Origin of the sequence: Bacteroides sp. ZJ-18, assembly GCF_011038705.2 — a bacterium.
GTDB lineage: Bacteria > Bacteroidota > Bacteroidia > Bacteroidales > Bacteroidaceae > Bacteroides > Bacteroides hominis.
In genome coordinates this window covers 412,008-437,841 of the sequence record NZ_CP072198.1, presented here as the reverse complement: position 1 = coordinate 437,841, position 25,834 = coordinate 412,008, and the positions used below count along the sequence as shown (strand labels likewise).

Below are 25,834 nucleotides of genomic sequence, written 5' to 3'. Positions count from 1 at the left end.
AAGGTGATTGCTCTTTTTTATAGGATGTTATCGTATGAAACGATCGGTTAGTTTACTTTTCGACATTAACCAGACGATAGCGTAGCATGTCAGGAATACGAGACAGGCCATACTGATGATACGTACGATATATGGTAACTGTTCCTTATCCAACAAGTCGTAGGCGACAAATACAAATACGTAGTGGCTCAGGTAAATGCCGAATGTGAGTGATGCCATATGGGATAACCATCGGTTTGAAGGAACCTTTATTTTCTGCACGATTACAAATACTGGGAAGGTCATCATAAACACGTTGATGCCCGCAAAGTACCATACAATTTCCAAATAGGCATAATTGCCCGGGAAGTGGTTCTGTGTGATGACATATCCGTATGAAGTAATCAGATAGCCTACCAGAAACATCGGAATGGTGACGCCCAAGAGTTTCTTCCAACTCCACTTTAGTGGATACCTCGTAAGATAATAGGCCAGTAAAAGATAGCCGATAAATCCTGAGAAATAATAGAAAGTTCCGTAGTCATTCCAATCACATATTCCCCATAAACCCATATTGCCATAGTTGCCTTGATAGCCCAGCATCGGAGCGAACATTTTAACGTAAGGTGCTATTAGACTCACGCCCCAAATGCTTAGGAATAGCTTCAGTTCCTTTTTCGACGCTTTTTCCAACCAACCACTGACAATAGGCATCACCAAATACAGGCCAATCAGCATATAGAGATACCATAATGGAACTGTATCGAAATTGAAGTTAAAGATAAATGTATACAGTTTGATCCACAAAGCCTCCAAACTATGATCCGGCATGGAAATCAATGGATTTTGAGTATTAGGGTTGATGTAGTTCAGATATACGAAATACAGTACAGGTATGACCAGTGACCAAAAGATTATCGGAGGAATCAGTCTCCCGATCCTCTTCTTGTAAAATGTCCCCATGTCGGTTCGTACGGGAAATAGCAATACACCGGTCATCATAACAAAAATGGGTACACATGGGCGCATCAAGCTACCTAAAAATGTTCCTGTCAGAAACGACTCCCGATTGGCGTCAAATTGCCCGATGAACGCATCGCAGCAGTGCGAAAAAACAACGAAGAAACAGGCGAGCACCCTCAGCAGGTCAATCCAACCTATATTCTCTCTTTTCTTTAATTCCATGATATAATTGATTTAAATGTGTTAAGCGACAAATGTACAACCTATTTTGCTGTCAGCATTTGCTCTACATTAAAAATCACTCTTCCGCCCTTATTTTACTCAGGGTAGGCAAAGTAATGCCCAGATAGGCGGCAATATAACCCAGATTGACCCGGCTGCAGACATCGGGAAGTCTTTCTTTAAGTTTTGCATACCTCTCTCGGGCCGACAATGTCAGCCGTTCTTTATGTTTGCGATGGAGTTCCCGGTATCCATTCTGATGAATGACTCTTCCCCAATTAGCCAATTCTATATTTGTTTCGTACAGTTCGGTCAGTGTCTTGATGGGGATGGCATAGAGCAGTACATTTTCCAGTGTTTCCACAAACTCTTCACTAGGTTTACCGTAATATAACTCATCCATGCTGAACACGATATCTCCTTCACACGAAAAAGAAGTCGTAACCTCTTTTCCGTCTACCAGCCAGTACGACCGTGTGATTCCTTTTTCTATGAAATAAGCGTATTTGTGATAGACTCCCTCCCGTATCAGCAGATACCTTTTAGGGAATCGGCACGGAGTCAGCTGTTTCGTCAGTAAATCTATTGTTTCATCAGACATCTCAGACTGCTTTTTTATGTTGTAAATTATATTTTTCATAGACCCTAAGATTATCTTTTCGGCAAAGATAACCTCTTTTTAGTAAGCGCCACAATTTGTTACCCGAAAATCCGATCTGTCTGTACTGCTTGCTTAGGCAGGTTTCTCAATAGTCGTTAATTCCTTCTTTGACTCCCGAACATTTCAGTGCCTATAGCGTTCCTATAACAAAACAATATAAATCAAGCATTATGAATTTTATCTGGTACATTTTGATAGGTATCCTTGCCGGTTATTTTGCCGGTAAGATAATGCGCGGAGGAGGTTTCGGCCTCTTAGTCAATCTCCTGTTAGGGATTATAGGTGGTGTGTTGGGTGGCTGGGTATTTGCCCTTCTCGGGCTGTCAGCAACCGGAATCATCGGTAGTTTGATTACTTCCGTTGTCGGTGCCATTTTATTTCTTTGGATAGCCTCTTTTTTCAGTCGTTCCCGATAGGGAAAACGAGCTTTATTATAGAACGATATTGTTTATTGTGGTTATATAAAAATTAATAGTTTATGGGAAGTGGAAATGCAAAATTCCTGGTGGGACTTGGAATCGGTTCTGCCATCGGTGCGCTGGTTTATCATTTTTCGCGCACAGCGAAAGCTAAGAAATTGAAAAATGATGTGTTCAATGCTCTTCATGAAATAGAGGCAGATGCCGAATTGGCAGTCGTTGAAGCAAAAGAGAAGGCCGTGAAGACAGGTGCTAAAGTGGCCGAAAAGGTGGCTGATAAAGCGACTGAGGTGAAAGATAAGTTGACATCTAACTCTTAATAATGGGTGGTGGTTTATGAACGGTGAACAATGAATAAGATAGCACTGTCAAAGTGTACGGAGGTTATTGTTCGCCGTTTTTGATTTATAACTGTTCCAGAAATTATTCAGATATCGTTTGAGAACTATATAAGTCTGTTCCTCCTTTCTTAACAATCCGGATGTTCCTGGTCTGGCTTCAGGTATTGGATAAAGAAAGAGGGGGAGTTGTTAATAATGGTCTGTTATTGCATGCCTTGCATTCTGTTGAAAAGAGTGTAAGGCATTTGTCTTTACTATAAAACATTATCTGTATATTTGTGCCAGAAGAATTTAGAATAATCAATAATAATTAAAGTATGGAAAATCAGAATCCCGATAATCAGTTGCAAATAGAATTGAAAGAAGAAGTGGCACAGGGCACATATGCTAATTTAGCCATTATCACTCATTCAAGTTCAGAATTTGTGCTCGATTTTGTACGGGTATTACCCGGATTGCCCAAAGCGGGAGTGCAGTCGCGTGTTATTCTTGCTCCCGAACATGCCAAACGTTTACAACGGGCGCTTGAAGAAAATATAGCCAAATACGAGCGTGCGTTCGGTCCGATCCGGTTGCAGGAAGAAGATACTCCACCTATATTGGATATAAAGGGAGAAGCCTGAAGAAAGCAGAAAGGGTGTAGCCATCCGAGGCAATGGGTGTAGCTATCCGGTGGAAAAGGTGTAGCCTTGGCGAGCGGATGGCTACACCCAAATTTCTTTCCATTGAAATGATTTCCGGGAAATAAGCTCTTAAAAATTAAAAAAAAGATGTAGTGCATTGATTATTCAAATATTATTCGTATTTTTGCAGCCCAAAATGTATAGTTACGAAATTAATATAACAATAATATAAATTAAAAAACAATTTAAAATGCCTACAATTCAGCAATTAGTAAGAAAAGGACGCGAAGTGCTGGTGGAGAAAAGTAAATCTCCAGCCTTGGATTCTTGTCCTCAAAGACGTGGCGTTTGCGTGAGAGTATATACAACTACTCCGAAGAAGCCGAACTCTGCAATGCGTAAAGTAGCTCGTGTACGTTTGACTAACCAGAAAGAGGTGAACTCTTACATTCCGGGAGAAGGACACAACTTGCAGGAACACTCAATCGTACTGGTTCGCGGTGGTCGTGTAAAAGACCTTCCGGGTGTACGTTACCACATCGTTCGCGGTACACTCGATACAGCAGGTGTAGCCGGACGTACTCAGAGACGTTCTAAATATGGAGCTAAACGTCCGAAACCGGGACAAGCAGCACCGGCTAAGAAGAAATAATCCGGAGTGATTCCGAATTTGATTTTTTAAATTAAAAGTAATAACTTTCGTTTTAGTTTGTTGGAATAAGCTATAAAAAGGTTGAGTAAATTCCCCGGAGGGGGAGTTGAAGACGTCAAGAAATAGACAACCAAAAACAAAAACATTATTTTTCAAACAAATGAGAAAAGCAAAACCAAAAAAACGCGTAATCCTTCCGGATCCCGTGTTCAATGACCAGAAGGTTTCTAAATTTGTAAACCATCTAATGTATGACGGAAAGAAGAATACTTCTTATGAAATCTTTTACGCCGCACTGGAAACAGTAAAAACAAAACTTCCTAACGAAGAAAAATCAGCTCTTGAAATCTGGAAAAAAGCGTTGGATAACGTAACTCCTCAAGTAGAAGTAAAATCACGCCGTGTGGGTGGTGCAACTTTCCAGGTTCCTACTGAAATCCGTCCGGATCGTAAAGAATCAATCTCAATGAAGAACTTGATTCTGTTCGCTCGTAAGAGAGGTGGTAAATCTATGGCTGATAAATTGGCTGCTGAAATCATGGATGCATTCAATGAACAAGGCGGTGCTTTCAAACGTAAAGAAGATATGCACAGAATGGCTGAAGCTAACCGTGCATTTGCTCATTTCAGATTCTAATTACTATAAGAAATACCTATTTGATTAAAAACTTAAAGTAAAGGAAAAAGAAAATGGCAAAGAATGATTTACATTTGACTCGTAATATCGGTATCATGGCTCACATTGATGCCGGAAAGACAACAACTTCTGAACGTATCCTGTTCTACACCGGTTTAACTCACAAAATCGGTGAGGTACACGACGGTGCCGCAACAATGGACTGGATGGAGCAGGAGCAGGAACGTGGTATCACTATCACTTCTGCTGCTACAACTACTCGTTGGAAGTATGCTGGTAATACTTATAAAATCAACTTGATTGACACTCCGGGACACGTGGACTTCACTGCTGAAGTAGAACGTTCACTTCGTATTCTTGATGGTGCTGTCGCTGCTTACTGTGCAGTAGGTGGTGTAGAACCTCAGTCGGAGACTGTGTGGCGTCAGGCTGACAAATATAACGTACCGCGTATCGCTTACGTTAACAAAATGGACCGTTCGGGTGCCGACTTCTTTGAAGTAGTTCGCCAGATGAAGGCTGTTTTGGGTGCAAATCCGTGTCCGGTTGTTATTCCTATCGGTGCAGAAGAAAGCTTCAAAGGATTGGTTGACCTGATCAAGATGAAAGCTATCTATTGGCATGATGAAACAATGGGTGCTGACTACACTGTGGAAGAGATCCCGGCTAACCTCGTTGATGAAGCTAACGAATGGAGAGATAAGATGCTTGAAAAAGTTGCTGAATTTGACGATGCTTTGATGGAGAAATATTTCGACGATCCTTCTACTATCACAGAAGAAGAAGTGTTGAGAGCCCTTCGCAATGCAACTGTTCAGATGGCAGTAGTTCCGATGTTGTGTGGCTCTTCATTCAAGAATAAGGGCGTTCAGACTTTGCTTGACTACGTTTGTGCTTTCTTGCCTTCTCCGTTGGATACTGAGAATGTAATCGGTACAAACCCTGATACCGGTGCTGAAGAAGATCGTAAACCGAGCGAAGACGATAAAACTTCTGCTTTGGCGTTTAAGATCGCTACTGACCCGTATGTTGGTCGTCTGACTTTCTTCCGTGTATACTCTGGTAAGATTGAAGCAGGTTCTTATATCTACAACTCTCGTTCAGGTAAGAAGGAACGTGTTTCTCGTTTGTTCCAGATGCACTCAAATAAGCAGAACCCGGTAGAAGTTATCGGTGCAGGTGATATTGGTGCCGGTGTAGGTTTCAAAGATATTCACACTGGTGATACGCTGTGCGATGAAACAGCTCCGATCGTTCTTGAATCAATGGACTTCCCGGAACCGGTAATCGGTATCGCAGTTGAGCCTAAGACTCAGAAAGATATGGATAAGCTGTCTAACGGTTTGGCTAAATTGGCTGAAGAAGACCCGACATTTACAGTGAAAACTGACGAACAAACAGGTCAGACAGTTATTTCCGGTATGGGTGAGCTTCACTTGGATATCATCATCGACCGTCTGAAACGTGAGTTTAAAGTGGAATGTAACCAGGGTAAACCTCAGGTTAACTACAAAGAAGCTATCACGAAGACAGTTAATTTGCGTGAGGTCTATAAGAAACAGTCTGGTGGTCGTGGTAAGTTCGCTGATATTATTGTGAACATCGGCCCGGTTGATGAAGACTTTACTCAAGGTGGCCTGCAATTCGTTGATGAAGTGAAGGGTGGTAACATTCCTAAGGAATTCATTCCTTCAGTTCAGAAAGGTTTCCAGACTGCGATGAAGAATGGTGTATTGGCCGGCTATCCGCTGGATTCATTGAAAGTGACTTTGGTCGATGGTTCATTCCACCCGGTTGACTCTGACCAGTTGTCTTTCGAAATCTGTGCTATCCAGGCATATAAGAATGCTTGTGCTAAGGCAGGTCCTGTATTGATGGAACCTATCATGAAACTGGAAGTCGTTACTCCGGAAGAAAACATGGGTGATGTTATCGGTGACTTGAACAAACGCCGTGGCCAAGTTGAAGGTATGGAGTCAAGCCGTTCAGGAGCCCGTATCGTGAAAGCAATGGTTCCGTTGGCTGAAATGTTCGGTTATGTAACTGCGTTGCGTACCATCACTTCTGGTCGTGCAACTTCATCAATGGTTTACTCTCACCACGCTCAGGTTTCTAACTCTATTGCTAAGGCAGTATTGGAAGAAGTAAAAGGACGTGCTGATTTACTCTAAAATATCTTGAGCAGCAGGCTAGCGAATGACTCTTAGCCTGCCGCTTTATCTTATTTATAAATTTATTAATTAAAAAACTAATGAGTCAGAAAATTAGAATTAAACTGAAATCTTACGATCACAACTTGGTTGACAAATCAGCTGAGAAGATTGTTAGAACAGTGAAGGCTACCGGTGCTATTGTTAGCGGACCGATTCCCCTTCCGACGCACAAGCGTATCTTTACAGTGAACCGCTCTACTTTCGTTAACAAGAAATCAAGAGAGCAGTTTGAGCTTTCTTCATTCAAGAGACTGATTGATATCTATAGCTCAACAGCTAAGACTGTAGATGCTCTGATGAAGTTGGAGTTACCGAGTGGTGTAGAAGTAGAAATTAAAGTGTAGTATTTAAAAATTAGTGAAATGCCAGGATTATTAGGAAAAAAAATCGGAATGACATCCGTTTTCAGTGCCGATGGTAAGAATGTACCATGCACTGTTATCGAAGCAGGTCCTTGTGTTGTTACTCAGGTAAAGACCGTAGAAAAAGATGGCTATGCAGCCGTTCAGTTGGGTTTCCAGGACAAAAAGGAAAAACATACAACTAAACCGTTGATGGGTCACTTTAAAAAGGCTGGAGTAACACCGAAGAGACACTTGGCCGAGTTCAAGGAATTTGAAAACGAGTTAAATCTGGGTGATACTGTTACAGTAGAACTGTTCGACGGCGCAGACTATGTAGACGTTGTTGGTACTTCTAAAGGTAAAGGCTTCCAGGGTGTAGTTAAAAGACATGGCTTTGGTGGTGTAGGTCAATCTACTCACGGTCAGCACAACCGTGCCCGTAAACCGGGTTCTATCGGTGCATGTTCGTATCCTGCAAAAGTATTCAAAGGAATGCGCATGGGCGGACAAATGGGTGGCGACAGAGTTACTGTTCAAAACTTACAGGTATTAAAAGTAATCGCGGAACACAATCTTCTTTTGATCAAGGGTTCTGTACCGGGTTGCAAAGGTTCAATCGTATTAATTGAAAAATAATGGAAGTTAACGTATATAACATTAAAGGTGAAGACACTGGAAGAAAGGTTACGTTAAACGAATCTATCTTCGGAATTGAGCCCAATGACCACGCTATCTATCTGGACGTAAAGCAATTTATGGCTAACCAGCGTCAGGGTACTCACAAGTCAAAAGAGAGAAGCGAAATCAGCGGATCTACTCGTAAAATCGGTCGTCAGAAAGGTGGTGGCGGTGCTCGTCGTGGTGACATGAATTCACCGGTGCTCGTAGGTGGTGGACGTGTATTTGGTCCGAAACCGAGAGACTACTACTTCAAACTGAATAAAAAAGTTAAGACATTAGCTCGTAAGTCAGCTTTGTCGTATAAAGCTCAAGACAACGCAATCGTAGTGGTGGAAGACTTCAACTTTGAGGCTCCAAAGACTAAGGTTTTCGTTGAAATGACAAAAAATCTTAAAGTTTCTGACAAAAAACTGCTTGTAGTTTTACCAGAAGCAAATAAAAATGTATATTTGTCAGCTCGTAACATCGAAGGTGCTAACGTTCAGACTATCTCAGGATTAAATACTTACAGAGTATTGAATGCTGGGGTTGTTGTGCTTACCGAAAGCTCTTTGAAGGCTATTGACAATATCTTAATCTAAAAAGGAGGCTTAAATAATGGGAATTATTATTAAACCGTTGGTGACAGAGAAAATGACTGCGATAACTGATAAGCTGAATCGTTTCGGCTTTATCGTGCGTCCTGAAGCTAATAAATTGGAAATTAAGAGTGAAGTTGAAGCCCTTTATAATGTTACGGTAGTTGATGTAAATACTGTGAAGTATGCTGGCAAAAATAAGAGCCGTTATACAAAAGCAGGTATCATCAATGGTCGTACGAATGCTTACAAAAAAGCAATCGTGACATTGAAAGAAGGAGATACTATTGATTTTTATAGCAATATTTAATAAAAATGGCAGTACGTAAATTTAAGCCCACTACACCGGGGCAAAGACATAAGATTATTGGTACTTTCGAGGAAATTACTGCATCAGTACCAGAAAAGTCGCTTGTATATGGTAAAAAATCATCTGGCGGTCGTAACAGCGAAGGTAAGATGACAATGCGCTACATGGGTGGTGGCCATAGAAAAGTGATCAGAATTGTCGATTTCAAAAGAAATAAAGACGGTGTTCCGGCAGTTGTAAAAACGATCGAATACGATCCGAACCGTTCGGCTCGTATCGCTTTGTTGTTTTATGCTGATGGTGAAAAAAGATATATTATTGCTCCCAATGGATTGCAAGTTGGTGCGACTTTGATGTCCGGAGAGAATGCGGCGCCTGAGATTGGTAATGCACTTCCGCTTCAGAATATCCCGGTCGGTACAGTAATTCATAATATTGAATTGCGTCCGGGTCAGGGTGCTGCTCTGGTTAGATCAGCAGGAAACTTCGCTCAGCTGACTTCAAGAGAAGGTAAATACTGTGTAATTAAATTGCCTTCAGGTGAAGTAAGACAAATACTTAGCACTTGTAAAGCTACTATCGGTAGCGTTGGTAACTCAGATCATGGATTGGAAAGCTCAGGTAAGGCTGGACGCTCTCGTTGGCAAGGCCGTCGTCCTCGTAACCGTGGTGTTGTTATGAACCCGGTTGATCACCCGATGGGTGGTGGTGAAGGACGTGCTTCCGGAGGTCACCCAAGATCTCGTAAGGGATTGTATGCTAAGGGACTTAAGACTAGAGCTCCGAAGAAACAATCGTCTAAGTACATTATTGAGAGAAGAAAAAAGTAATCTGATTAATTGAGTAAACTATGAGTCGTTCATTAAAAAAAGGTCCATATATTAACGTAAAACTCGAAAAGAAAGTGCTTGCTATGAATGAATCAGGCAAGAAAGTTGTCGTTAAGACTTGGTCCAGAGCTTCAATGATTTCGCCTGATTTTGTAGGCCATACAGTTGCAGTTCACAACGGAAATAAATTTATTCCTGTATATGTTACCGAAAATATGGTAGGTCACAAGTTGGGTGAATTCGCTCCAACTCGTACATTCAGAGGACACGCTGGTAACAAGAAAAAATAACAGGATTTATCTGAAATAATAAAGTAATAAATATAATGGGAGCAAGAAAAAAAATATCGGCTGAAAAGAGAAAAGAAGCCCTTAAAACCATGTATTTTGCTAAATTGCAAAATGTTCCTACTTCTCCTCGCAAAATGCGTCTCGTGGCTGACATGATTCGTGGGATGGAAGTGAACAGAGCACTTGGCGTTTTGAAGTTTTCTTCAAAAGAAGCAGCTGCAAGAGTGGAAAAATTATTGCGCTCTGCAATTGCTAACTGGGAGCAGAAAAACGAACGTAAAGCTGAAAGTGGCGAATTATTCGTAACGAAGATTTTTGTTGATGGTGGTGCTACACTCAAAAGAATGAGACCGGCTCCGCAGGGAAGAGGATACAGAATTCGCAAACGTTCAAATCACGTAACATTGTTCGTTGGTTCTAAAAGTAATAACGAAGATCAAAATTAAGGTAGATGGGACAAAAAGTTAATCCAATAAGCAACCGTTTAGGAATTATCAGAGGATGGGATTCTAACTGGTATGGTGGAAATGATTACGGTGACTCTTTGCTGGAAGATAGCAAGATCCGTAAATATCTTAATGCAAGACTTGCGAAAGCAAGTGTATCAAGAATCGTAATTGAACGTACGCTGAAGCTCGTTACTATTACTGTTTGCACTGCTCGTCCGGGTATTATTATCGGTAAAGGTGGCCAGGAAGTTGATAAGTTAAAAGAAGAGTTGAAGAAGGTTACCGACAAAGATATTCAAATCAATATCTTTGAAGTGAAAAGACCGGAACTGGATGCTGTGATTGTTGCTAATAACATCGCTCGTCAGGTAGAAGGTAAAATTGCCTATCGCCGCGCCATTAAGATGGCTATCGCAAATACTATGCGTATGGGTGCTGAAGGTATCAAAATTCAGATTTCAGGACGTTTGAATGGAGCTGAAATGGCCCGTTCTGAAATGTATAAGGAAGGAAGAACTCCGTTACACACTTTCAGAGCAGATATCGACTATTGCCATGCTGAAGCATTGACAAAAGTAGGTCTTCTCGGTATTAAAGTTTGGATTTGTAGAGGTGAAGTTTTTGGTAAGAGAGAATTGGCTCCGAACTTTACACAAAGCAAAGAAAGTGGTCGTGGAAACAATGGTGGAAACAACGGCGGCGGAAAGAACTTCAAAAGAAAGAAAAATAATCGCTAAACGAATTTGAATTTTAGGAAACTATGTTACAACCGAAAAAGACAAAATTCAGAAGACAACAAAAAGGTCGCGCTAAAGGTAATGCACAAAGAGGCAACCAGCTCGCTTTTGGTTCTTTTGGTATTAAGGCTTTAGAAACTAAATGGATCACAGGCCGACAGATTGAAGCTGCTCGTATTGCAGTGACAAGATATATGCAACGTCAGGGACAGATTTGGATTCGTATTTTCCCGGATAAACCGATTACTAGAAAACCTGCTGATGTACGTATGGGTAAAGGTAAGGGTAGCCCCGAAGGATTCGTGGCTCCGGTTACACCAGGTAGAATTATTATTGAAGCTGAAGGAGTATCTTACGAGGTCGCGAAAGAAGCATTGCGTTTGGCAGCTCAGAAACTTCCGATTACTACGAAGTTTGTCGTGAGACGTGATTATGATATTCAAAATCAAAATGCGTAAGGTTTATGAAAATTGCAGAAATTAAAGAAATGTCTACCAATGATTTGGTAGAAAGAGTAGAAGCAGAAGTGGTTAATTACAACCAAATGGTTATCAATCATTCTATTTCTCCTTTGGAAAATCCTGCGCAGATCAAACAATTACGCAGGACGATTGCGCGTATGAGAACAGAGTTACGCCAAAGAGAACTTAACAATAAATGATCAGCTTGATGGAAGCAAGAAATTTAAGAAAAGAAAGAACAGGGGTTGTGCTGAGCAATAAAATGGATAAAACCGTTACAGTTGCTGCTAAGTTCAAGGAAAAACACCCTATATATGGTAAGTTCGTTAGCAAAACGAAGAAGTACCATGCTCACGATGAAAAGAATGAATGCAATGTAGGTGATACTGTACGCATCATGGAAACTCGTCCTTTGAGCAAGACTAAAAGATGGAGATTAGTAGAAATAATTGAAAGAGCTAAGTAATTATGATACAAGTAGAATCCAGACTTACAGTATGTGACAACAGTGGAGCTAAAGAAGCCCTGTGTATCCGTGTATTGGGCGGAACAGGTCGTCGCTACGCTTCAGTGGGGGATGTTATTGTCGTTTCTGTAAAGAGCGTCATCCCTTCAAGTGATGTTAAAAAGGGTGCAGTGTCAAAAGCTTTGATCGTACGTACTAAGAAAGAAATCCGTCGTCCCGATGGTTCTTATATACGTTTTGATGATAATGCTTGCGTGTTGTTGAATAATGCAGGTGAAATTAGAGGTAGTCGTATTTTCGGTCCTGTAGCAAGAGAACTTCGTGCTACAAACATGAAAGTTGTGTCACTTGCGCCTGAGGTACTTTAATTTTGTAAAAGATTTAAGTAATGAGTAAATTACATATTAAAAAAGGCGATACAGTTTACGTAAATGCTGGTGAAGACAAAGGTAAAACTGGTCGTGTATTGAAGGTTCTTGTTAAAGAAGGACGTGCAATAGTTGAAGGTATCAACATGGTATCTAAAAGCACAAAACCGAATGCAAAGAACCCGCAGGGTGGTATAGTTAAGCAGGAAGCTCCTATCCACATTTCAAACTTGAATCCGGTTGATCCAAAAACTGGTAAAGCAACGCGTGTTGGTAGAAAAATAAGTTCTGAAGGAACTTTAGTGCGTTATTCTAAAAAATCAGGAGAGGAGATTAAGTAATGAGTAATACTGCAAGCCTTAAGAAAGAATATGCAGAGCGCATTGCTCCTGCATTAAAGTCACAATTCCAGTATTCTTCTACAATGCAGGTACCCGTACTTAAGAAGATTGTTATCAATCAGGGTTTGGGTATGGCTGTTGCTGACAAGAAGATTATCGAAGTGGCAATCAACGAAATGACAGCTATCACCGGTCAGAAGGCCGTAGCTACTATTTCGCGTAAAGATATCGCTAACTTTAAGTTGCGTAAGAAAATGCCGATCGGAGTTATGGTAACTCTGCGTCGTGAAAGAATGTACGAATTCCTGGAAAAATTGGTTCGCGTGGCTCTGCCGCGTATCCGTGACTTCAAAGGTATTGAAACTAAGTTCGATGGTAAGGGCAACTATACCCTTGGTATTCAGGAGCAAATCATTTTCCCTGAAATTAATATCGATAGTATTACCAGAATTCTCGGAATGAATATTACCTTTGTAACCTCTGCGCAAACAGATGAAGAAGGTTATGCCTTATTGAAAGAATTCGGTTTACCGTTTAAAAACGCTAAAAAAGACTGATAAATTATGGCAAAGGAATCAATGAAAGCACGCGAAGTAAAGCGTGCTAAATTAGTAGCCAAATATGCCGAAAAGAGAGCTGCCTTGAAGCAGATTGTGAGAACCGGAGATCCTGCTGAAGCTTTCGAAGCTGCACAGAAATTACAGGAGCTTCCTAAGAATTCTAATCCGATTCGTATGCACAATCGCTGTAAATTGACTGGTCGTCCTAAAGGATATATCCGTCAGTTCGGTGTTTCAAGAATCCAGTTCCGTGAAATGGCATCTAATGGGCTGATCCCAGGTGTAAAGAAAGCAAGCTGGTAAATATATTGTTTAAATATTGTCAGGGTAGTCCTGATTAATTTAATTATTTTTTATATGACTGATCCAATAGCAGATTATTTGACGAGGTTAAGGAACGCAATTAATGCAAAGCACAGAGTTGTAGAAGTTCCTGCTTCAAATTTGAAAAAAGAAATCACTAAGATTCTTTTTGAAAAAGGCTACATTCTTAATTATAAGTTTGTAGAAGACGGTCCTCAAGGAACGATTAAAGTTGCCTTGAAGTATGATTCGGTTAACAAAGTTAACGCAATCAAAAAACTTGAAAGAATATCTTCTCCGGGTATGCGTCAGTATACTGGTTACAAAGATATGCCGCGTGTTATTAATGGTTTGGGTATTGCTATAATATCTACTTCCAAAGGTGTAATGACAAACAAAGAAGCTGCTGAACTCAAGATCGGTGGTGAAGTATTGTGTTATGTATATTAATAGGAGGAAAAAGCAATGTCAAGAATAGGAAAATTACCCATTAGTATTCCCGCTGGAGTAACAGTTACTCTGAACGGTGAAGTGGTTACTGTTAAAGGACCTAAAGGTGAACTTAGCCAGTATGTGAACCCGGCTATCAATATTGCTATTGAAGATGGACACATCACTTTAACTGAAAACGAAAATGCAATGCTGGATAATCCCAAGCAGAAACATGCATTTCACGGTTTGTATCGTTCATTAGTACACAACATGGTTGTTGGTGTCTCTGAAGGATATAAGAAAGAATTGGAGCTTGTTGGTGTTGGTTACCGTGCTTCTAATCAAGGAAATATCATTGAATTAGCATTAGGATATACACACAATATCTTTATACAGTTGCCTCCTGAAGTCAAAGTAGAGACAAAGTCAGAAAGAAATAAGAATCCTCTTATTCTTTTAGAGTCTTGTGACAAACAATTGCTTGGTCAAGTTTGCTCTAAGATACGTTCTTTCCGTAAGCCCGAACCGTATAAAGGTAAAGGTATTAAGTTTGTTGGCGAGGTAATTCGCAGAAAGTCTGGTAAATCAGCCGGTGCTAAGTAATTTACGTAAATTTGTATTATTATGACAACAAAAATAGAAAGACGAATTAAGATCAAATATAGAGTACGCAATAAAGTGTCAGGTACTGCTGCACGTCCGCGTATGAGTGTATTTAGAAGTAACAAGCAAATCTATGTCCAGATTATCGACGATTTGTCAGGTAAGACATTGGCTGCTGCCTCTTCACTGGGTATGACTGAGAAGTTGCCTAAGAAAGAAGTTGCTGCTAAAGTAGGTGAGATGATTGCAAAAAAGGCTCAGGAAGCAGGTATTACGACTGTTGTTTTCGACCGTAATGGTTACTTGTATCATGGGAGAGTAAAAGAAGTAGCTGATGCTGCTCGTAACGGTGGACTTAAATTTTAATCATTATGGCAGGAGTTAATAATAGAGTTAAGATTACTAACGATATAGAACTGAAAGACAGATTAGTTGCTATTAATCGTGTTACTAAAGTAACCAAAGGTGGTAGAACTTTTAGTTTCTCTGCAATTGTAGTTGTAGGTAACGAAGAAGGTATTATCGGTTGGGGACTTGGTAAAGCTGGTGAAGTAACAGCAGCTATCGCTAAAGGTGTTGAGTCGGCTAAGAAAAACCTGACAAGAGTACCTGTACTGAAAGGTACTGTTCCTCACGAACAGACAGCTAAGTTTGGTGGTGCCGAGGTATTCATCAAACCTGCTTCTCATGGTACTGGCGTTGTAGCCGGTGGTGCTATGCGTGCCGTATTGGAAAGTGTTGGTGTAACTGACGTTTTGGCTAAATCAAAAGGTTCTTCAAATCCGCATAACCTCGTGAAGGCTACTATCATGGCTTTGGGCGAAATGCGTGATGCAAGAATGATTGCTCAAAACAGAGGAATTAGTGTTGAAAAAGTATTTAGAGGATAAGGAGGGAGATATGTCAATTATAAAGATCAAACAAGTTAAAAGTAGAATTGGTGCTCCGGCTGATCAGAAAAGAACTCTTGATGCACTGGGACTTCGCAAATTGAACCGTGTGGTTGAACACGAAAGCACTCCTTCAATTCTTGGAATGGTAGATAAGGTTAAACACTTGGTTGCCATTGTTAAGTAATTATTTGTTGAATATAAAACGAATTACAATATGAACTTAAGTAATTTAAAACCTGCAGAAGGCTCTACTAAAACAAGAAAAAGAATCGGACGTGGTCCGGGTTCTGGCTTAGGAGGTACTTCTACAAGAGGTCATAAAGGTGCTAAATCAAGATCTGGATACTCTAAAAAAATCGGTTTTGAAGGTGGTCAGATGCCTCTTCAACGTCGGGTACCTAAATTTGGTTTTAAGAACATTAATAGAGTGGAATATAAAGCTATTAACTTAGAAACAATCCAGAAATTGGCTGAAGCTAAGAAGTTGGAAAAAATAGGAGTTAATGACTTTATTGAAGCTGGATTCATTTCTTCAAGCCAGTTGGTAAAAGTATTGGGTAACGGAACTTTGACTGCTAAGCTGAGTGTAGAAGCTCATGCATTCTCTAAGAGTGCTGTTGCTGCTATTGAGGCTGCTGGTGGAAATGTAGTAAAACTCTGATTCAATGAGAAAAGCTATTGAAACATTAAAGAATATATGGAAAATTGAGGATCTGAGACAACGGATCCTCATTACCATATTGTTTGTGGCGATTTACCGTTTCGGTTCGTACGTTGTGCTGCCTGGAATCAACCCGGGTATGCTGACACAATTGCACCAACAAACAAGCGAGGGCCTTTTAGCCTTATTAAACATGTTCTCAGGAGGAGCATTTTCTAATGCGTCTATTTTCGCATTAGGAATTATGCCTTATATCTCTGCATCAATCGTTATTCAGTTGTTGGGAATCGCTGTGCCGTATTTCCAGAAACTTCAGCGAGAAGGAGAAAGTGGCAGAAGAAAGATGAATCAATATACTCGTTATTTGACGATTGCTATTTTATTGGTTCAGGCCCCTTCTTATTTGCTCAATCTTAAAATGCAGGCTGGACCTTCCTTAAATGCTTCATTAGATTGGACTCTTTTCATGGTTACTTCTACCATTATTTTGGCAGCTGGAAGTATGTTTATCCTGTGGCTTGGTGAAAGAATCACGGATAAAGGTATTGGTAATGGTATTTCATTTATCATCTTGATTGGTATTATTGCTCGTCTTCCGCAGTCATTGTTCCAGGAGTTGATTTCCCGTATGACTGATAAGACTGGTGGTTTAATCATGTTCTTATTTGAAATAGTATTCCTGCTGATAGTAATTGCAGGAGCAATTCTTTTGGTACAAGGCACAAGAAAAATTCCTGTACAGTATGCAAAAAGAATTGTCGGTAATAAACAGTACGGCGGTGCAAGACAGTACATTCCTTTAAAAGTGAATGCTGCTGGTGTGATGCCTATCATTTTTGCTCAGGCAATCATGTTTATTCCGATCACTTTCATTGGCTTTTCTAACACGAACAATGTAAGTGGTTTCGTACATGCATTTACTGACCATACGAGTTTCTGGTATAATTTTGTTTTTGCAGTAATGATTATCTTATTTACGTATTTCTATACTGCGATAACCATTAACCCGACTCAAATGGCCGAGGATATGAAGAGAAATAATGGTTTCATTCCGGGAATTAAGCCAGGTAAGAAAACTGCTGAGTATATCGATGACATCATGTCACGTATTACTTTGCCAGGTTCTTTCTTTTTGGCTTTCATTGCTATTATGCCTGCATTTGCCGGTATCTTTGGTGTGAAGGCTGAGTTTGCTCAATTCTTCGGTGGTACGTCTCTGTTAATTCTTGTAGGTGTTGTTTTAGATACGCTGCAACAGGTTGAAAGTCATTTGTTGATGAGACATTATGATGGCTTGTTGAAGTCAGGTCGTATCAAAGGACGCACTGGTAGTAGTGTAGCTGCATATTAATTCTTTGAGTAGAAATGATATTTCTTAAAACAGAAGATGAAATAGAGCTGCTCCGTCAGAGTAACTTGCTTGTTGGGAGAACGTTGGCTGAAGTTGCCAAATTAGTGAAACCGGGAGTTACCACAAAAGAACTGGATAAGGTAGCGGAAGAGTTTATCAGAGATCATGGTGCTGTCCCTACTTTTAAAGGCTTTCCTAATCAATATGGAGATCCGTTTCCAGCTTCATTATGCACATCGGTTAATGAAGAGGTCGTGCATGGAATTCCGGGAGATATCGTGTTGAAAGACGGTGATATTGTTTCGGTGGATTGTGGGACATACATGAATGGTTTCTGTGGTGATTCGGCTTATACCTTTTGTGTTGGTGAGGTGGACGAAGAAGTTCGTCAATTGTTGAAGGTGACTAAAGAGGCGTTGTATATTGGTATTCAGAATGCTGTACAAGGGAAGAGAATCGGTGATATCGGATATGCTATCCAGCACTATTGTGAATCCCATTCTTATGGTGTAGTGCGTGAGTTTGTCGGTCACGGGATTGGTAAAGACATGCACGAAGATCCTCAAGTTCCGAATTATGGTAAAAGAGGATACGGAACACTTTTGAAAAAAGGTCTTTGTATTGCAATTGAGCCGATGATTACGCAAGGTGACCGACAAGTGATTATGGAACGTGACGGATGGACAGTGAGAACAAGAGATCGGAAATGTGCCGCACACTTTGAGCATACCATTGCGGTAGGTGCAGGCGAGGCTGATATTCTGTCATCATTTAAATTCATAGAAGAAGTTTTAGGAGATAAAGCGATATAATATATGGCAAAGCAATCTGCAATAGAACAAGATGGAGTTATAGTTGAAGCATTGTCTAATGCAATGTTTCGTGTTGAATTAGAAAACGGACATGAGATTACTGCTCATATTTCTGGTAAGATGAGAATGCATTACATTAAGATCTTGCCGGGTGATAAAGTAAGAGTCGAAATGTCTCCTTACGACTTATCGAAAGGAAGAATTGTATTTAGATATAAATAAAATAAGATATGAAAGTAAGAGCATCATTAAAGAAACGTACGCCAGAATGTAAGATCGTTAGACGTAATGGCCGTTTGTATGTTATTAACAAGAAAAATCCTAAGTATAAACAACGTCAAGGATAATTTATTATTTTTGCAAAAAAAATAATTTAGTATATGGCTATAAGAATAGTTGGTGTAGATTTACCTCAAAATAAGAGAGGTGAGATTGCGTTGACCTATGTATATGGAATAGGTCGTAGTAGTTCAGCAAAAATTTTAGATAAAGCTGGTGTGGACAAAGATCTGAAGGTGAAAGACTGGACAGATGATCAGGCTGCAAAGATTCGTGAGATCATCGGTGCAGAGTATAAAGTTGAAGGTGATCTTCGTTCTGAAGTACAATTGAACATTAAGCGATTAATGGATATTGGTTGCTACCGTGGTGTACGTCACCGTATTGGTCTGCCTGTAAGAGGTCAGAGCACTAAAAACAATGCACGTACTCGTAAGGGTAGAAAGAAAACCGTTGCAAATAAGAAAAAAGCTACTAAATAATAATTGTTGATATGGCAAAAAAAACAGTCGCAGCTAAGAAGAGAAATGTTAAGGTAGATGCTAATGGACAATTGCATGTTCATTCATCTTTCAACAATATTATTGTTTCTCTTGCAAATAGTGAAGGGCAGATTATCTCTTGGTCGTCTGCAGGAAAGATGGGATTTAGAGGTTCTAAAAAGAATACTCCTTATGCAGCTCAGATGGCTGCCCAGGATTGTGCTAAAATTGCATTTGATCTTGGCCTGAGAAAGGTAAAAGCATATGTTAAAGGTCCGGGTAACGGACGCGAGTCTGCTATCAGAACGATTCATGGTGCAGGTATTGAGGTTACAGAAATTATTGACGTAACTCCGCTTCCGCATAACGGCTGTCGTCCTCCGAAAAGACGTAGAGTTTAAGATTTACCTTTAATAAAAATGATACTTGATTTTGTTTTTGGATTGCATTAATTTCTTCTCTGTAATCGCGGCTGCAACAAATTGAGTTCATGAATAAACAATTAAATATTTAAAAAGAAATGGCTAGATATACTGGACCAAAATCAAGAATAGCCCGTAAATTCGGTGAAGGTATCTTTGGAGCTGATAAAGTTTTGTCGAAGAAAAACTATCCTCCCGGACAGCACGGAAATTCAAGAAAAAGAAAAACTTCTGAATATGGTATTCAGCTTCGTGAGAAACAGAAAGCTAAATATACTTATGGAGTATTAGAAAAACAATTCCGCAATTTGTTCGAAAAGGCAGCTACAGCTAAAGGTATTACCGGTGAGGTACTTCTCCAGATGCTTGAAGGTCGTCTTGACAACCTTGTGTTCCGTTTGGGTATTGCTCCTACACGTGCAGCTGCTCGTCAGTTGGTAAGCCACAGACACATTACGGTTGACGGACAGGTAGTGAACATTCCTTCATACGCAGTTAAACCGGGTCAGTTGATTGGCGTTCGTGAAAGATCTAAATCTTTGGAAGTAATTGCTAATTCTCTCGCTGGTTTCAATCACAGCAAATATGCTTGGTTGGAATGGGATGAAGCTTCAAAGGTAGGCAAATTGTTGCACATTCCTGAAAGAGCAGACATTCCTGAAAACATTAAAGAGCATTTGATTGTTGAATTGTATTCTAAATAATAATTAATTTCATGGCGATATTAGCATTTCAAAAACCTGATAAAGTATTAATGTTGGAAGCGGATGCCAAATTCGGTAAATTCGAATTTCGTCCCTTGGAACCCGGTTTTGGTATTACCGTTGGTAATGCTTTGCGCCGTATCCTCCTTTCTTCATTAGAAGGTTTTGCTATCACCACTATCCGCATAGAAGGTGTTGAGCACGAATTTTCTAGTGTTCCTGGAGTAAAAGAGGATGTTACCAACATTATCTTGAATCTGAAACAAGTGAGATTCAAGCAAGTAGTTGAAGAATTCGAGAGCGAAAAAGTGAGCATCACTATCGAGAATTCTAGTGAATTTAAAGCAGGTGACATAGGTAAGTATTTGACTGGATTTGAAGTGTTAAATCCGGAATTAGTTATTTGTCATTTAGATTCTAAAGCAACTATGCAGATTGACATTACGATTAACAAAGGTCGTGGTTACGTCCCCGCTGATGAAAACCGCGAATATTGTACCGATGTTAATGTAATTCCAATCGATTCAATCTATACGCCGATACGTAACGTTAAGTACGCTGTAGAAAACTTCCGCGTTGAGCAGAAGACTGACTACGAGAAGTTGGTACTTGAAATTACTACCGACGGTTCCATTCACCCGAAAGAAGCTCTGAAAGAAGCTGCTAAAATTCTGATTTATCACTTCATGTTATTTTCTGACGAAAAGATTACTCTTGAAAGTAATGACGTTGATGGTAACGAAGAGTTCGATGAAGAAGTATTGCATATGCGTCAGTTGTTGAAGACTAAGCTTGTCGATATGGATCTGTCAGTACGTGCCCTCAATTGTTTGAAGGCAGCTGATGTTGAAACATTGGGCGACTTGGTACAGTTCAACAAAACTGACTTGCTGAAATTCAGAAATTTCGGAAAGAAATCGCTTACCGAGCTTGATGATTTGCTGGAAAGTCTGAATCTGTCGTTTGGAACCGATATTTCTAAATATAAATTAGATAAAGAATAAAAAATGAGACATAATAAAAAATTCAATCATTTAGGTCGTACTGCTTCTCACAGAAGTGCTATGTTATCTAACATGGCTTGTTCTTTGATCAAGCACAAAAGAATCACTACGACTGTAGCAAAGGCAAAAGCTTTGAAGAAATTCGTTGAGCCTTTGATCACAAAGTCTAAAGAAGACACAACAAATTCTCGTCGTGTTGTATTTAGCAACTTGCAGGATAAATTTGCTGTAACAGAATTGTTCAAAGAAATCTCTGTGAAGATTGCTGACCGTCCGGGCGGTTACACTCGCATCATCAAGACAGGAAACCGTTTGGGTGACAATGCTGAAATGTGCTTCATTGAACTCGTTGACTACAACGAAAACATGGCTAAAGAAAAAGTTGCTAAGAAAGCTACTCGTACTCGTCGTTCAAAGAAAGCTACTGAAGCTGCTCCTGCTGCTGAAGCTCCCGCTACTGAAGAACCGAAAGCTGAATCAGCAGAATAATTCAACAATTATTCTTATAGATATAAAAAAGGCTACTCGAAAGAGTGGCCTTTTTTGTTGACTTTACTAAAGATACTTTAAAATGATTTGAAGATGAACAGTTTGACTGAATAATCTGTTATATTTGCAGGTAGATATGGCAAAGTTCATTAAAATTATATTGTTCATGTTGTTCGCTGTAGCGCTTCATTGTGTAGCCAACAACTATTTCGCAGGAGAACAGGCGGAACAAGATACCTATATGGCTATGTCAGTGCTTAAAGGAGATACGCACGAAACTGTTAGCAGTCCCCAGGCTCCTTACTTTCCTGATGCCGAATTGGCCGGAGCAGGTATTCAGGTTCATCAAATTGCGATGTCACGTATACAGCGCATTCAAGCAGCCGAATATGTTTTCTCTTTAAAAGGTCTTGCCCAAAGGTTGGCAGACCGGGATGCTGCCTTGTCTCAGCATTGGGGAAAACTCTATGATACCACTACTTCTTATTGTTGTCATCCAGTAAGCGAATACTATGTTTTCGCTCTAAGGCGCATTATCGTATAGGAGTTTAATTTATTAGTTCTATTATTATTTTGATTTACTGTACCTGCTAAAAATAGGTATGGTACTATTTTCAGCTATTATCCACTAATAATTTAAACTTAGATATTATGACAACCCAAGCTATTGATGCAACTATTTTTGCATCTTCACACCCAGATATTGCAAAACGTACAAGTATTTCAGGACTTATCTTCTCTTGCGTCATGTTATTGGCGGGAGTGATCGCGTTTGTGTCTACCTTTGAAATGGAAGACCGTTCGTCTACTGTCAGTATGGGGCTTATGGTGCTCGGCACTGCCTTATTCCTGGTTGGAGTCTTCCGGCTGTTCTGGAAATCCAAAGAGATTGTTTATTTACCGACAGGTAGTGTCGCCAAAGAGCAGAGCATCTTTTTTGATCTGAAGCATCTGGATGAATTGACAGATATGGTGAAGTCGGGTGATTTCTCTTTGCAGTCCACAGCTAAAGGAGGTACCAGTGGAAATTTGCGTTTAGACGTAATGCTTTCTGAAGATAAGAAGTTTGCTGCCGTACAACTGTTCCAGTTTGTGCCCTATACTTATAACCCGATAACTTCCGTGCGTTATTTCACTAATGGTGAAGCAGCTTCCATCGCAGCTTTTTTGACTAAGATCAAAGGGCATTGATCCTTTAATTCAAGTTTCAATATATCATGGGGATCAGTCGTTGATGACGGCTATCCCCATTTTCTTCATCAGGAAACAAGCATTCATATTCTGTGCTACGCCGTCTCTGAGTTTGTATGAGAAAGTAAGTTCGTTGTTAGTGATGTCCGCTTCAAAACAATAGTTGTGGATGTCTTCAGGAAATAAATCGATAAGGGAACCGAGCAAGAGGTCGTGAGTGGCTATGATCCCATTTGCTTGCAGAGCCATAAACTGTTTGATCAATGCGAAAGACCCTTTTTGTTTGTCCATGGAATTCGTTCCCTTTAGAATCTCGTCGAGTATAATGAAAAGTTCTTCTCCCGAGTTTAGTTTATCGATAATAAGTTTCAGTCGTTTCAACTCTGCAAAGAAGTATGATTCATTTTCTGTCAAAGAGTCGGTTGTGCGTAGACTTGTGATAAGCTGTGCCGGATATAGCTTCATCTTTTCCGCCCAGACAGGGGCCCCTATACACGCCAGCAGATAGCTTACCCCTATGGTTCTCAGATAGGTGCTTTTTCCTGCCATATTTGCTCCTGTGATAATAACAAAGAAAGGTCGTTTTGCAATCTGAATATCATTGCGTACACATTTATCTCGATCCATCAACGGATGTCCCAGTGCTTCGGCCTCCATACAGAATGGTTTGGACGCGATTTCTGGAAATACATATCCGGGGTGATTGTAGGCGAAAGTGGCCAATGAGCAATAGGCGTCCATTTCTCCGATTGCTTCAAGCCAATGCGGGAGGTTGGCTGCGAAACTTTCTTTCCAGGTTTCTATCTTCATTACCTGACGCAATTCCCAGAAGAAGAGTCCGTTCAGGACAAATTGCATTAGCATATTATTCCGTTGGTCCAGGGCGTTCATCAGGGCAGTGAGACGTTTCACCGCTTGCGAAGCTGTTTGCTTTTCACCTCCCACCAGTCCTTTCACCCGTTTCAGTGCGCTGCTTTCCATCTCTTTTTCCTCGATTATATGAATCAGGTGTGCATAAGTTGTCAGTATCTGCATCTTTTTGCCGTATACGGACTGCATCTGGCTGACACCTTTTGAGAAAGAGGAGCTGAGGAGACCTATACCTGCGAAGACAATTCCCCACGTGGTGAACGAGATGACACCGGCTATAGCCAGTCCGAGGCAGACGGCATTGGCCAACGGAACAAGGATGGCTAAGGTCCGGAAATACCATTTTTTTCGGTAATATTCCGGGCTTGTTGCCCAGTTCCTGATCTCTTCTTCATCGGCCGTTTTGCCTTTATGCAGCAACCCGAGTATACGGAAGTGCTGACGCATTTCCAATTCCGGAGCCAGTTCCTTTACAGCCTCCTGTCGTTTCTCTATTTCTGCTTTATTTTTCAAGTGTGTGTTCATCCATTCGGCCAGTCTCTTTTTGCCCGGTTGCGTAGCGGTACGGTTTATATACTGAAAGAGTGAATGCTCACCAAAAACATCCAGGTCATAGGTATAAAGATGTGCCGGATCGATAAACTCCTTTCCGTTGTCGAAAGCAGACGTATCGTATGCAATGGCCTGCAGTTCTTGGCGGTTGATTTCTATCTTCTTTTCAAGATAATCTTTCTGGCGGAACAAACGGTTATGCAGTTTCACCAGCAGCAGGAAAGGGATAAAGGTGATTGCCGCGATGCCGCTGATCACCAGTCTGCCTTCACTCCAGAAGTAGATAATACCCGCAACTCCGGCTGCAAAAAGTATCAACCGTAGTGTACCGATACGATAGATGTGTCGTTTAACTTTTGCCAGTTGTGATTCCGATTCAAGGATGATTCGTTGATAAGTGTCTATGATGAGATTCAATTGTTCCATGTTCTCCTGTTGTTTGAATGCAAAAATAATATATTTAGTGTGAGTACGCCATTCTCTTGCCCGGAGCTTGTTTTTGTCAAGAGCAGATTTACTGATTATTAACGTAAGAGTCGGTTTCCGGTCTAATCTTCAGTGTTTTTCCTGTTCCTTCCGGAGAAGTTCACTTATCTACCCACGTTCTCTCCGGATGCTACCGGCATTGCGGTCTGTTGCTACCGGGAAGAGAGGGCGGAGAGCCTTGCTTTGAATGGAACAGAGCCGGTGTTTCACTTCTGAAGAGCCTTGCTTCAAGATAGATAGAGCCTCCGTCCATGTTTCATATAAGTTTTTCAAGTCGGGTTTTACAAGGCGAATCATAAAAAAAGGGAAGCAACGGCTTCCCTTTTTCATCCCTAATATAAATTGAACGTACTTTATGATTCTGTCAGTAAAGATACGACATTGCTAAGCAAAAGTCAAGTGTTTCTCTCCTTTTTCTTAAACTTTTCTTCTGAAAACTTGCTCCGGTTCGTTAAAAGGTGTACCTTTCCGCCGTGAAAATCTTTAATAGGGTGCGTTTATGAAGAAATTGTGTTTCCTGCTGTTGATGAGTTGGCTGGTGATGGAAGTTACTGCGCAGAATGTCGTATATTCCAATCTGAAAGGGCTGCTCGCTTGTGAAGGAGATACGGTTACTTCGCTGAAAGTGGAAAAACGTACAAAGAATCATATTCTGATGACCGGTGGCGCTGACTATAAGATCAGTGTCGGGTCAGACGACTCCATGTGCAAATATCTGAAGTCCCGTTGTTATGCCGTACAGGCAGATACCTCCCTTTACATCAATTGTAAACGGTTGCGTTATAAAAAGTTTCGTTTCGGAGGTTGGTATGCTCCCGCCCTGCGTATAGGAGATCATATCTATTTTAGTGCCATTCCCCTTGGTTCTGTGGCCGCAGGTAGCGATGCTACAATGGATGTAATGCTCGGCGGTAAGTTTGGTGATGCCATTGCCGCTTCCGCTTTAATATCCAAACGGGTATATTATGAGATAGATCCTGAAACCAATAAAGTGGGATTTGTCGGGAAAGAGAGGATGGAGGAGTTGCTCGAAGGCCATCCGGACTGGAAGACTGCCTATCTGAATGAAAATAGCGAATCGGCCAAAGTCACCGATAAATATCTACGTCTGTTGAAGGCAGAAGAGAAATAGCGGCCGTTAGCTATCCGGTTTCTTTTATTCTTCTAACCTTTTG

General features: G+C 40.6%; 43 protein-coding genes. 39 read left to right on the top strand and 4 right to left on the bottom strand.

Annotated features, from left to right (window positions below):
- Nucleotides 1-27: 27 nt before the first annotated feature.
- Together G7Y45_RS01935 and G7Y45_RS01930 are read right to left on the bottom strand one after the other, a co-directional pair.
- The gene (locus tag G7Y45_RS01935; protein ID WP_032543027.1) at nucleotides 28-1,164 is read right to left on the bottom strand and encodes an acyltransferase; all 1,137 of its coding nucleotides are present in this window, start codon (nucleotides 1,162-1,164) and stop codon (nucleotides 28-30) included.
- Nucleotides 1,165-1,240: 76 nt separating this feature from the next.
- Nucleotides 1,241-1,804 (bottom strand): Crp/Fnr family transcriptional regulator, encoded by a 564-nt coding sequence (locus G7Y45_RS01930; protein WP_032531569.1) that lies wholly within the window; start codon nucleotides 1,802-1,804, stop codon nucleotides 1,241-1,243.
- Between the two features lie 191 nt (nucleotides 1,805-1,995).
- Here G7Y45_RS01930 and G7Y45_RS01925 point away from each other — a divergent pair, with 191 nt between their 5' ends.
- The 38 genes from G7Y45_RS01925 to G7Y45_RS01740 all read left to right on the top strand — a co-directional run bounded on the left by G7Y45_RS01925 (nucleotide 1,996) and on the right by G7Y45_RS01740 (nucleotide 22,751).
- Nucleotides 1,996-2,241, top strand: coding sequence for a GlsB/YeaQ/YmgE family stress response membrane protein (locus G7Y45_RS01925; protein ID WP_005782176.1), 246 nt, complete (start codon nucleotides 1,996-1,998; stop codon nucleotides 2,239-2,241).
- Nucleotides 2,242-2,303: 62 nt separating this feature from the next.
- Nucleotides 2,304-2,564 carry a YtxH domain-containing protein gene (locus G7Y45_RS01920; RefSeq protein ID WP_005782178.1) on the top strand — a complete coding sequence of 87 codons (261 nt, stop codon included), beginning with the start codon at nucleotides 2,304-2,306 and terminating at the stop codon, nucleotides 2,562-2,564.
- Nucleotides 2,565-2,902: 338 nt separating this feature from the next.
- The gene (locus G7Y45_RS01915) at nucleotides 2,903-3,208 is read left to right on the top strand and encodes a DUF3467 domain-containing protein (protein ID WP_005782180.1); all 306 of its coding nucleotides are present in this window, start codon (nucleotides 2,903-2,905) and stop codon (nucleotides 3,206-3,208) included.
- A 250-nt stretch (nucleotides 3,209-3,458) separates the two neighbouring features.
- A complete protein-coding gene (gene rpsL, locus G7Y45_RS01910) occupies nucleotides 3,459-3,860 on the top strand; it encodes a 30S ribosomal protein S12 (RefSeq protein ID WP_005675419.1) in 402 nt (133 codons plus the stop codon).
- A 160-nt stretch (nucleotides 3,861-4,020) separates the two neighbouring features.
- Entirely contained in the window at nucleotides 4,021-4,497 is a 477-nt protein-coding gene (gene rpsG / locus G7Y45_RS01905; RefSeq protein ID WP_005782183.1) for a 30S ribosomal protein S7, read from the top strand.
- A 53-nt stretch (nucleotides 4,498-4,550) separates the two neighbouring features.
- Nucleotides 4,551-6,668, top strand: a complete 2,118-nt coding sequence (gene fusA / locus G7Y45_RS01900) for an elongation factor G (protein ID WP_122143401.1) — start codon at nucleotides 4,551-4,553, stop codon at nucleotides 6,666-6,668.
- A gap of 80 nt (nucleotides 6,669-6,748) precedes the next feature.
- The gene (gene rpsJ, locus G7Y45_RS01895) at nucleotides 6,749-7,054 is read left to right on the top strand and encodes a 30S ribosomal protein S10 (protein ID WP_005782187.1); all 306 of its coding nucleotides are present in this window, start codon (nucleotides 6,749-6,751) and stop codon (nucleotides 7,052-7,054) included.
- Between the two features lie 18 nt (nucleotides 7,055-7,072).
- Complete coding sequence (gene rplC / locus G7Y45_RS01890) at nucleotides 7,073-7,690, top strand: 50S ribosomal protein L3 (RefSeq protein ID WP_005782189.1); 618 nt, start codon at nucleotides 7,073-7,075, stop codon at nucleotides 7,688-7,690.
- The gene (gene rplD / locus G7Y45_RS01885; protein WP_005782191.1) at nucleotides 7,690-8,316 is read left to right on the top strand and encodes a 50S ribosomal protein L4; all 627 of its coding nucleotides are present in this window, start codon (nucleotides 7,690-7,692) and stop codon (nucleotides 8,314-8,316) included. The genes rplC and rplD overlap by 1 nt, the downstream gene beginning before the upstream one ends.
- Nucleotides 8,317-8,332: 16 nt before the next feature.
- The gene (rplW, locus tag G7Y45_RS01880) at nucleotides 8,333-8,623 is read left to right on the top strand and encodes a 50S ribosomal protein L23 (RefSeq protein ID WP_005782193.1); all 291 of its coding nucleotides are present in this window, start codon (nucleotides 8,333-8,335) and stop codon (nucleotides 8,621-8,623) included.
- A 5-nt stretch (nucleotides 8,624-8,628) separates the two neighbouring features.
- Nucleotides 8,629-9,453 carry a 50S ribosomal protein L2 gene (rplB, locus tag G7Y45_RS01875; RefSeq protein WP_005782195.1) on the top strand — a complete coding sequence of 275 codons (825 nt, stop codon included), beginning with the start codon at nucleotides 8,629-8,631 and terminating at the stop codon, nucleotides 9,451-9,453.
- A 20-nt stretch (nucleotides 9,454-9,473) separates the two neighbouring features.
- A complete protein-coding gene (gene rpsS / locus G7Y45_RS01870; RefSeq protein WP_005782197.1) occupies nucleotides 9,474-9,743 on the top strand; it encodes a 30S ribosomal protein S19 in 270 nt (89 codons plus the stop codon).
- A gap of 35 nt (nucleotides 9,744-9,778) precedes the next feature.
- Complete coding sequence (gene rplV / locus G7Y45_RS01865) at nucleotides 9,779-10,189, top strand: 50S ribosomal protein L22 (RefSeq protein WP_004291236.1); 411 nt, start codon at nucleotides 9,779-9,781, stop codon at nucleotides 10,187-10,189.
- 5 nt (nucleotides 10,190-10,194) lie between these two features.
- Nucleotides 10,195-10,929 carry a 30S ribosomal protein S3 gene (rpsC, locus tag G7Y45_RS01860; RefSeq protein WP_005782201.1) on the top strand — a complete coding sequence of 245 codons (735 nt, stop codon included), beginning with the start codon at nucleotides 10,195-10,197 and terminating at the stop codon, nucleotides 10,927-10,929.
- A gap of 23 nt (nucleotides 10,930-10,952) precedes the next feature.
- On the top strand, nucleotides 10,953-11,387 hold the full coding sequence (rplP, locus tag G7Y45_RS01855; RefSeq protein WP_032543028.1) for a 50S ribosomal protein L16: 435 nt from the start codon (nucleotides 10,953-10,955) through the stop codon (nucleotides 11,385-11,387).
- A gap of 5 nt (nucleotides 11,388-11,392) precedes the next feature.
- Nucleotides 11,393-11,590 carry a 50S ribosomal protein L29 gene (gene rpmC / locus G7Y45_RS01850; protein ID WP_005782204.1) on the top strand — a complete coding sequence of 66 codons (198 nt, stop codon included), beginning with the start codon at nucleotides 11,393-11,395 and terminating at the stop codon, nucleotides 11,588-11,590.
- Nucleotides 11,587-11,856, top strand: coding sequence for a 30S ribosomal protein S17 (gene rpsQ, locus G7Y45_RS01845; protein ID WP_005782206.1), 270 nt, complete (start codon nucleotides 11,587-11,589; stop codon nucleotides 11,854-11,856). The genes rpmC and rpsQ overlap by 4 nt, the downstream gene beginning before the upstream one ends.
- A 2-nt stretch (nucleotides 11,857-11,858) precedes the next feature.
- Nucleotides 11,859-12,224: a 50S ribosomal protein L14 gene (gene rplN, locus G7Y45_RS01840; RefSeq protein WP_004296340.1), complete on the top strand. Its 366-nt coding sequence runs from the start codon at nucleotides 11,859-11,861 to the stop codon at nucleotides 12,222-12,224.
- A gap of 20 nt (nucleotides 12,225-12,244) precedes the next feature.
- Nucleotides 12,245-12,565 (top strand): 50S ribosomal protein L24, encoded by a 321-nt coding sequence (gene rplX / locus G7Y45_RS01835; RefSeq protein WP_005782208.1) that lies wholly within the window; start codon nucleotides 12,245-12,247, stop codon nucleotides 12,563-12,565.
- Nucleotides 12,565-13,122 (top strand): 50S ribosomal protein L5, encoded by a 558-nt coding sequence (gene rplE, locus G7Y45_RS01830; RefSeq protein ID WP_005782210.1) that lies wholly within the window; start codon nucleotides 12,565-12,567, stop codon nucleotides 13,120-13,122. The genes rplX and rplE overlap by 1 nt, the downstream gene beginning before the upstream one ends.
- A gap of 6 nt (nucleotides 13,123-13,128) precedes the next feature.
- Complete coding sequence (rpsN, locus tag G7Y45_RS01825; RefSeq protein ID WP_005782211.1) at nucleotides 13,129-13,428, top strand: 30S ribosomal protein S14; 300 nt, start codon at nucleotides 13,129-13,131, stop codon at nucleotides 13,426-13,428.
- Nucleotides 13,429-13,482: 54 nt separating this feature from the next.
- Nucleotides 13,483-13,878: a 30S ribosomal protein S8 gene (gene rpsH / locus G7Y45_RS01820; RefSeq protein WP_005782213.1), complete on the top strand. Its 396-nt coding sequence runs from the start codon at nucleotides 13,483-13,485 to the stop codon at nucleotides 13,876-13,878.
- A 15-nt stretch (nucleotides 13,879-13,893) separates the two neighbouring features.
- Nucleotides 13,894-14,463, top strand: coding sequence for a 50S ribosomal protein L6 (gene rplF, locus G7Y45_RS01815; protein ID WP_005782214.1), 570 nt, complete (start codon nucleotides 13,894-13,896; stop codon nucleotides 14,461-14,463).
- A gap of 21 nt (nucleotides 14,464-14,484) precedes the next feature.
- Nucleotides 14,485-14,829, top strand: coding sequence for a 50S ribosomal protein L18 (gene rplR / locus G7Y45_RS01810; RefSeq protein WP_005782216.1), 345 nt, complete (start codon nucleotides 14,485-14,487; stop codon nucleotides 14,827-14,829).
- A 5-nt stretch (nucleotides 14,830-14,834) separates the two neighbouring features.
- Nucleotides 14,835-15,353: a 30S ribosomal protein S5 gene (gene rpsE, locus G7Y45_RS01805; protein ID WP_005782218.1), complete on the top strand. Its 519-nt coding sequence runs from the start codon at nucleotides 14,835-14,837 to the stop codon at nucleotides 15,351-15,353.
- Nucleotides 15,354-15,363: 10 nt separating this feature from the next.
- Nucleotides 15,364-15,540 (top strand): 50S ribosomal protein L30, encoded by a 177-nt coding sequence (gene rpmD / locus G7Y45_RS01800; protein WP_005782220.1) that lies wholly within the window; start codon nucleotides 15,364-15,366, stop codon nucleotides 15,538-15,540.
- 30 nt (nucleotides 15,541-15,570) lie between these two features.
- The gene (gene rplO, locus G7Y45_RS01795; protein WP_005782221.1) at nucleotides 15,571-16,017 is read left to right on the top strand and encodes a 50S ribosomal protein L15; all 447 of its coding nucleotides are present in this window, start codon (nucleotides 15,571-15,573) and stop codon (nucleotides 16,015-16,017) included.
- 4 nt (nucleotides 16,018-16,021) lie between these two features.
- Nucleotides 16,022-17,368: a preprotein translocase subunit SecY gene (gene secY / locus G7Y45_RS01790; protein WP_005782223.1), complete on the top strand. Its 1,347-nt coding sequence runs from the start codon at nucleotides 16,022-16,024 to the stop codon at nucleotides 17,366-17,368.
- A gap of 14 nt (nucleotides 17,369-17,382) precedes the next feature.
- Complete coding sequence (gene map, locus G7Y45_RS01785; RefSeq protein WP_005782225.1) at nucleotides 17,383-18,180, top strand: type I methionyl aminopeptidase; 798 nt, start codon at nucleotides 17,383-17,385, stop codon at nucleotides 18,178-18,180.
- A gap of 3 nt (nucleotides 18,181-18,183) precedes the next feature.
- Entirely contained in the window at nucleotides 18,184-18,402 is a 219-nt protein-coding gene (gene infA / locus G7Y45_RS01780) for a translation initiation factor IF-1 (protein WP_002558052.1), read from the top strand.
- 8 nt (nucleotides 18,403-18,410) lie between these two features.
- Complete coding sequence (gene ykgO / locus G7Y45_RS01775; protein WP_002558051.1) at nucleotides 18,411-18,527, top strand: type B 50S ribosomal protein L36; 117 nt, start codon at nucleotides 18,411-18,413, stop codon at nucleotides 18,525-18,527.
- A gap of 33 nt (nucleotides 18,528-18,560) precedes the next feature.
- Nucleotides 18,561-18,941, top strand: coding sequence for a 30S ribosomal protein S13 (gene rpsM, locus G7Y45_RS01770; RefSeq protein WP_002558050.1), 381 nt, complete (start codon nucleotides 18,561-18,563; stop codon nucleotides 18,939-18,941).
- Nucleotides 18,942-18,952: 11 nt separating this feature from the next.
- Nucleotides 18,953-19,342, top strand: coding sequence for a 30S ribosomal protein S11 (gene rpsK / locus G7Y45_RS01765; protein WP_004296327.1), 390 nt, complete (start codon nucleotides 18,953-18,955; stop codon nucleotides 19,340-19,342).
- 119 nt (nucleotides 19,343-19,461) lie between these two features.
- Nucleotides 19,462-20,067, top strand: coding sequence for a 30S ribosomal protein S4 (rpsD, locus tag G7Y45_RS01760; protein WP_005782227.1), 606 nt, complete (start codon nucleotides 19,462-19,464; stop codon nucleotides 20,065-20,067).
- Nucleotides 20,068-20,078: 11 nt separating this feature from the next.
- Entirely contained in the window at nucleotides 20,079-21,071 is a 993-nt protein-coding gene (locus G7Y45_RS01755; RefSeq protein WP_005782229.1) for a DNA-directed RNA polymerase subunit alpha, read from the top strand.
- Nucleotides 21,072-21,074: 3 nt separating this feature from the next.
- Nucleotides 21,075-21,560 carry a 50S ribosomal protein L17 gene (gene rplQ, locus G7Y45_RS01750; RefSeq protein ID WP_005811343.1) on the top strand — a complete coding sequence of 162 codons (486 nt, stop codon included), beginning with the start codon at nucleotides 21,075-21,077 and terminating at the stop codon, nucleotides 21,558-21,560.
- A 136-nt stretch (nucleotides 21,561-21,696) separates the two neighbouring features.
- Complete coding sequence (locus G7Y45_RS01745; protein ID WP_032531568.1) at nucleotides 21,697-22,104, top strand: hypothetical protein; 408 nt, start codon at nucleotides 21,697-21,699, stop codon at nucleotides 22,102-22,104.
- 107 nt (nucleotides 22,105-22,211) lie between these two features.
- Nucleotides 22,212-22,751, top strand: coding sequence for a hypothetical protein (locus tag G7Y45_RS01740; RefSeq protein ID WP_005782234.1), 540 nt, complete (start codon nucleotides 22,212-22,214; stop codon nucleotides 22,749-22,751).
- 33 nt (nucleotides 22,752-22,784) lie between these two features.
- Here G7Y45_RS01740 and G7Y45_RS01735 read toward each other — a convergent pair whose 3' ends face one another.
- Together G7Y45_RS01735 and G7Y45_RS01730 are read right to left on the bottom strand one after the other, a co-directional pair.
- Nucleotides 22,785-24,599, bottom strand: a complete 1,815-nt coding sequence (locus tag G7Y45_RS01735; RefSeq protein WP_032543029.1) for a MutS family DNA mismatch repair protein — start codon at nucleotides 24,597-24,599, stop codon at nucleotides 22,785-22,787.
- 168 nt (nucleotides 24,600-24,767) lie between these two features.
- Nucleotides 24,768-24,989 carry a hypothetical protein gene (locus G7Y45_RS01730; protein ID WP_165017270.1) on the bottom strand — a complete coding sequence of 74 codons (222 nt, stop codon included), beginning with the start codon at nucleotides 24,987-24,989 and terminating at the stop codon, nucleotides 24,768-24,770.
- 169 nt (nucleotides 24,990-25,158) lie between these two features.
- On the opposite strand from G7Y45_RS01730, the gene G7Y45_RS01725 reads away from it, so the two are divergent.
- On the top strand, nucleotides 25,159-25,791 hold the full coding sequence (locus G7Y45_RS01725) for a DUF6563 family protein (protein ID WP_005782237.1): 633 nt from the start codon (nucleotides 25,159-25,161) through the stop codon (nucleotides 25,789-25,791).
- Nucleotides 25,792-25,834 lie beyond the last annotated feature (43 nt).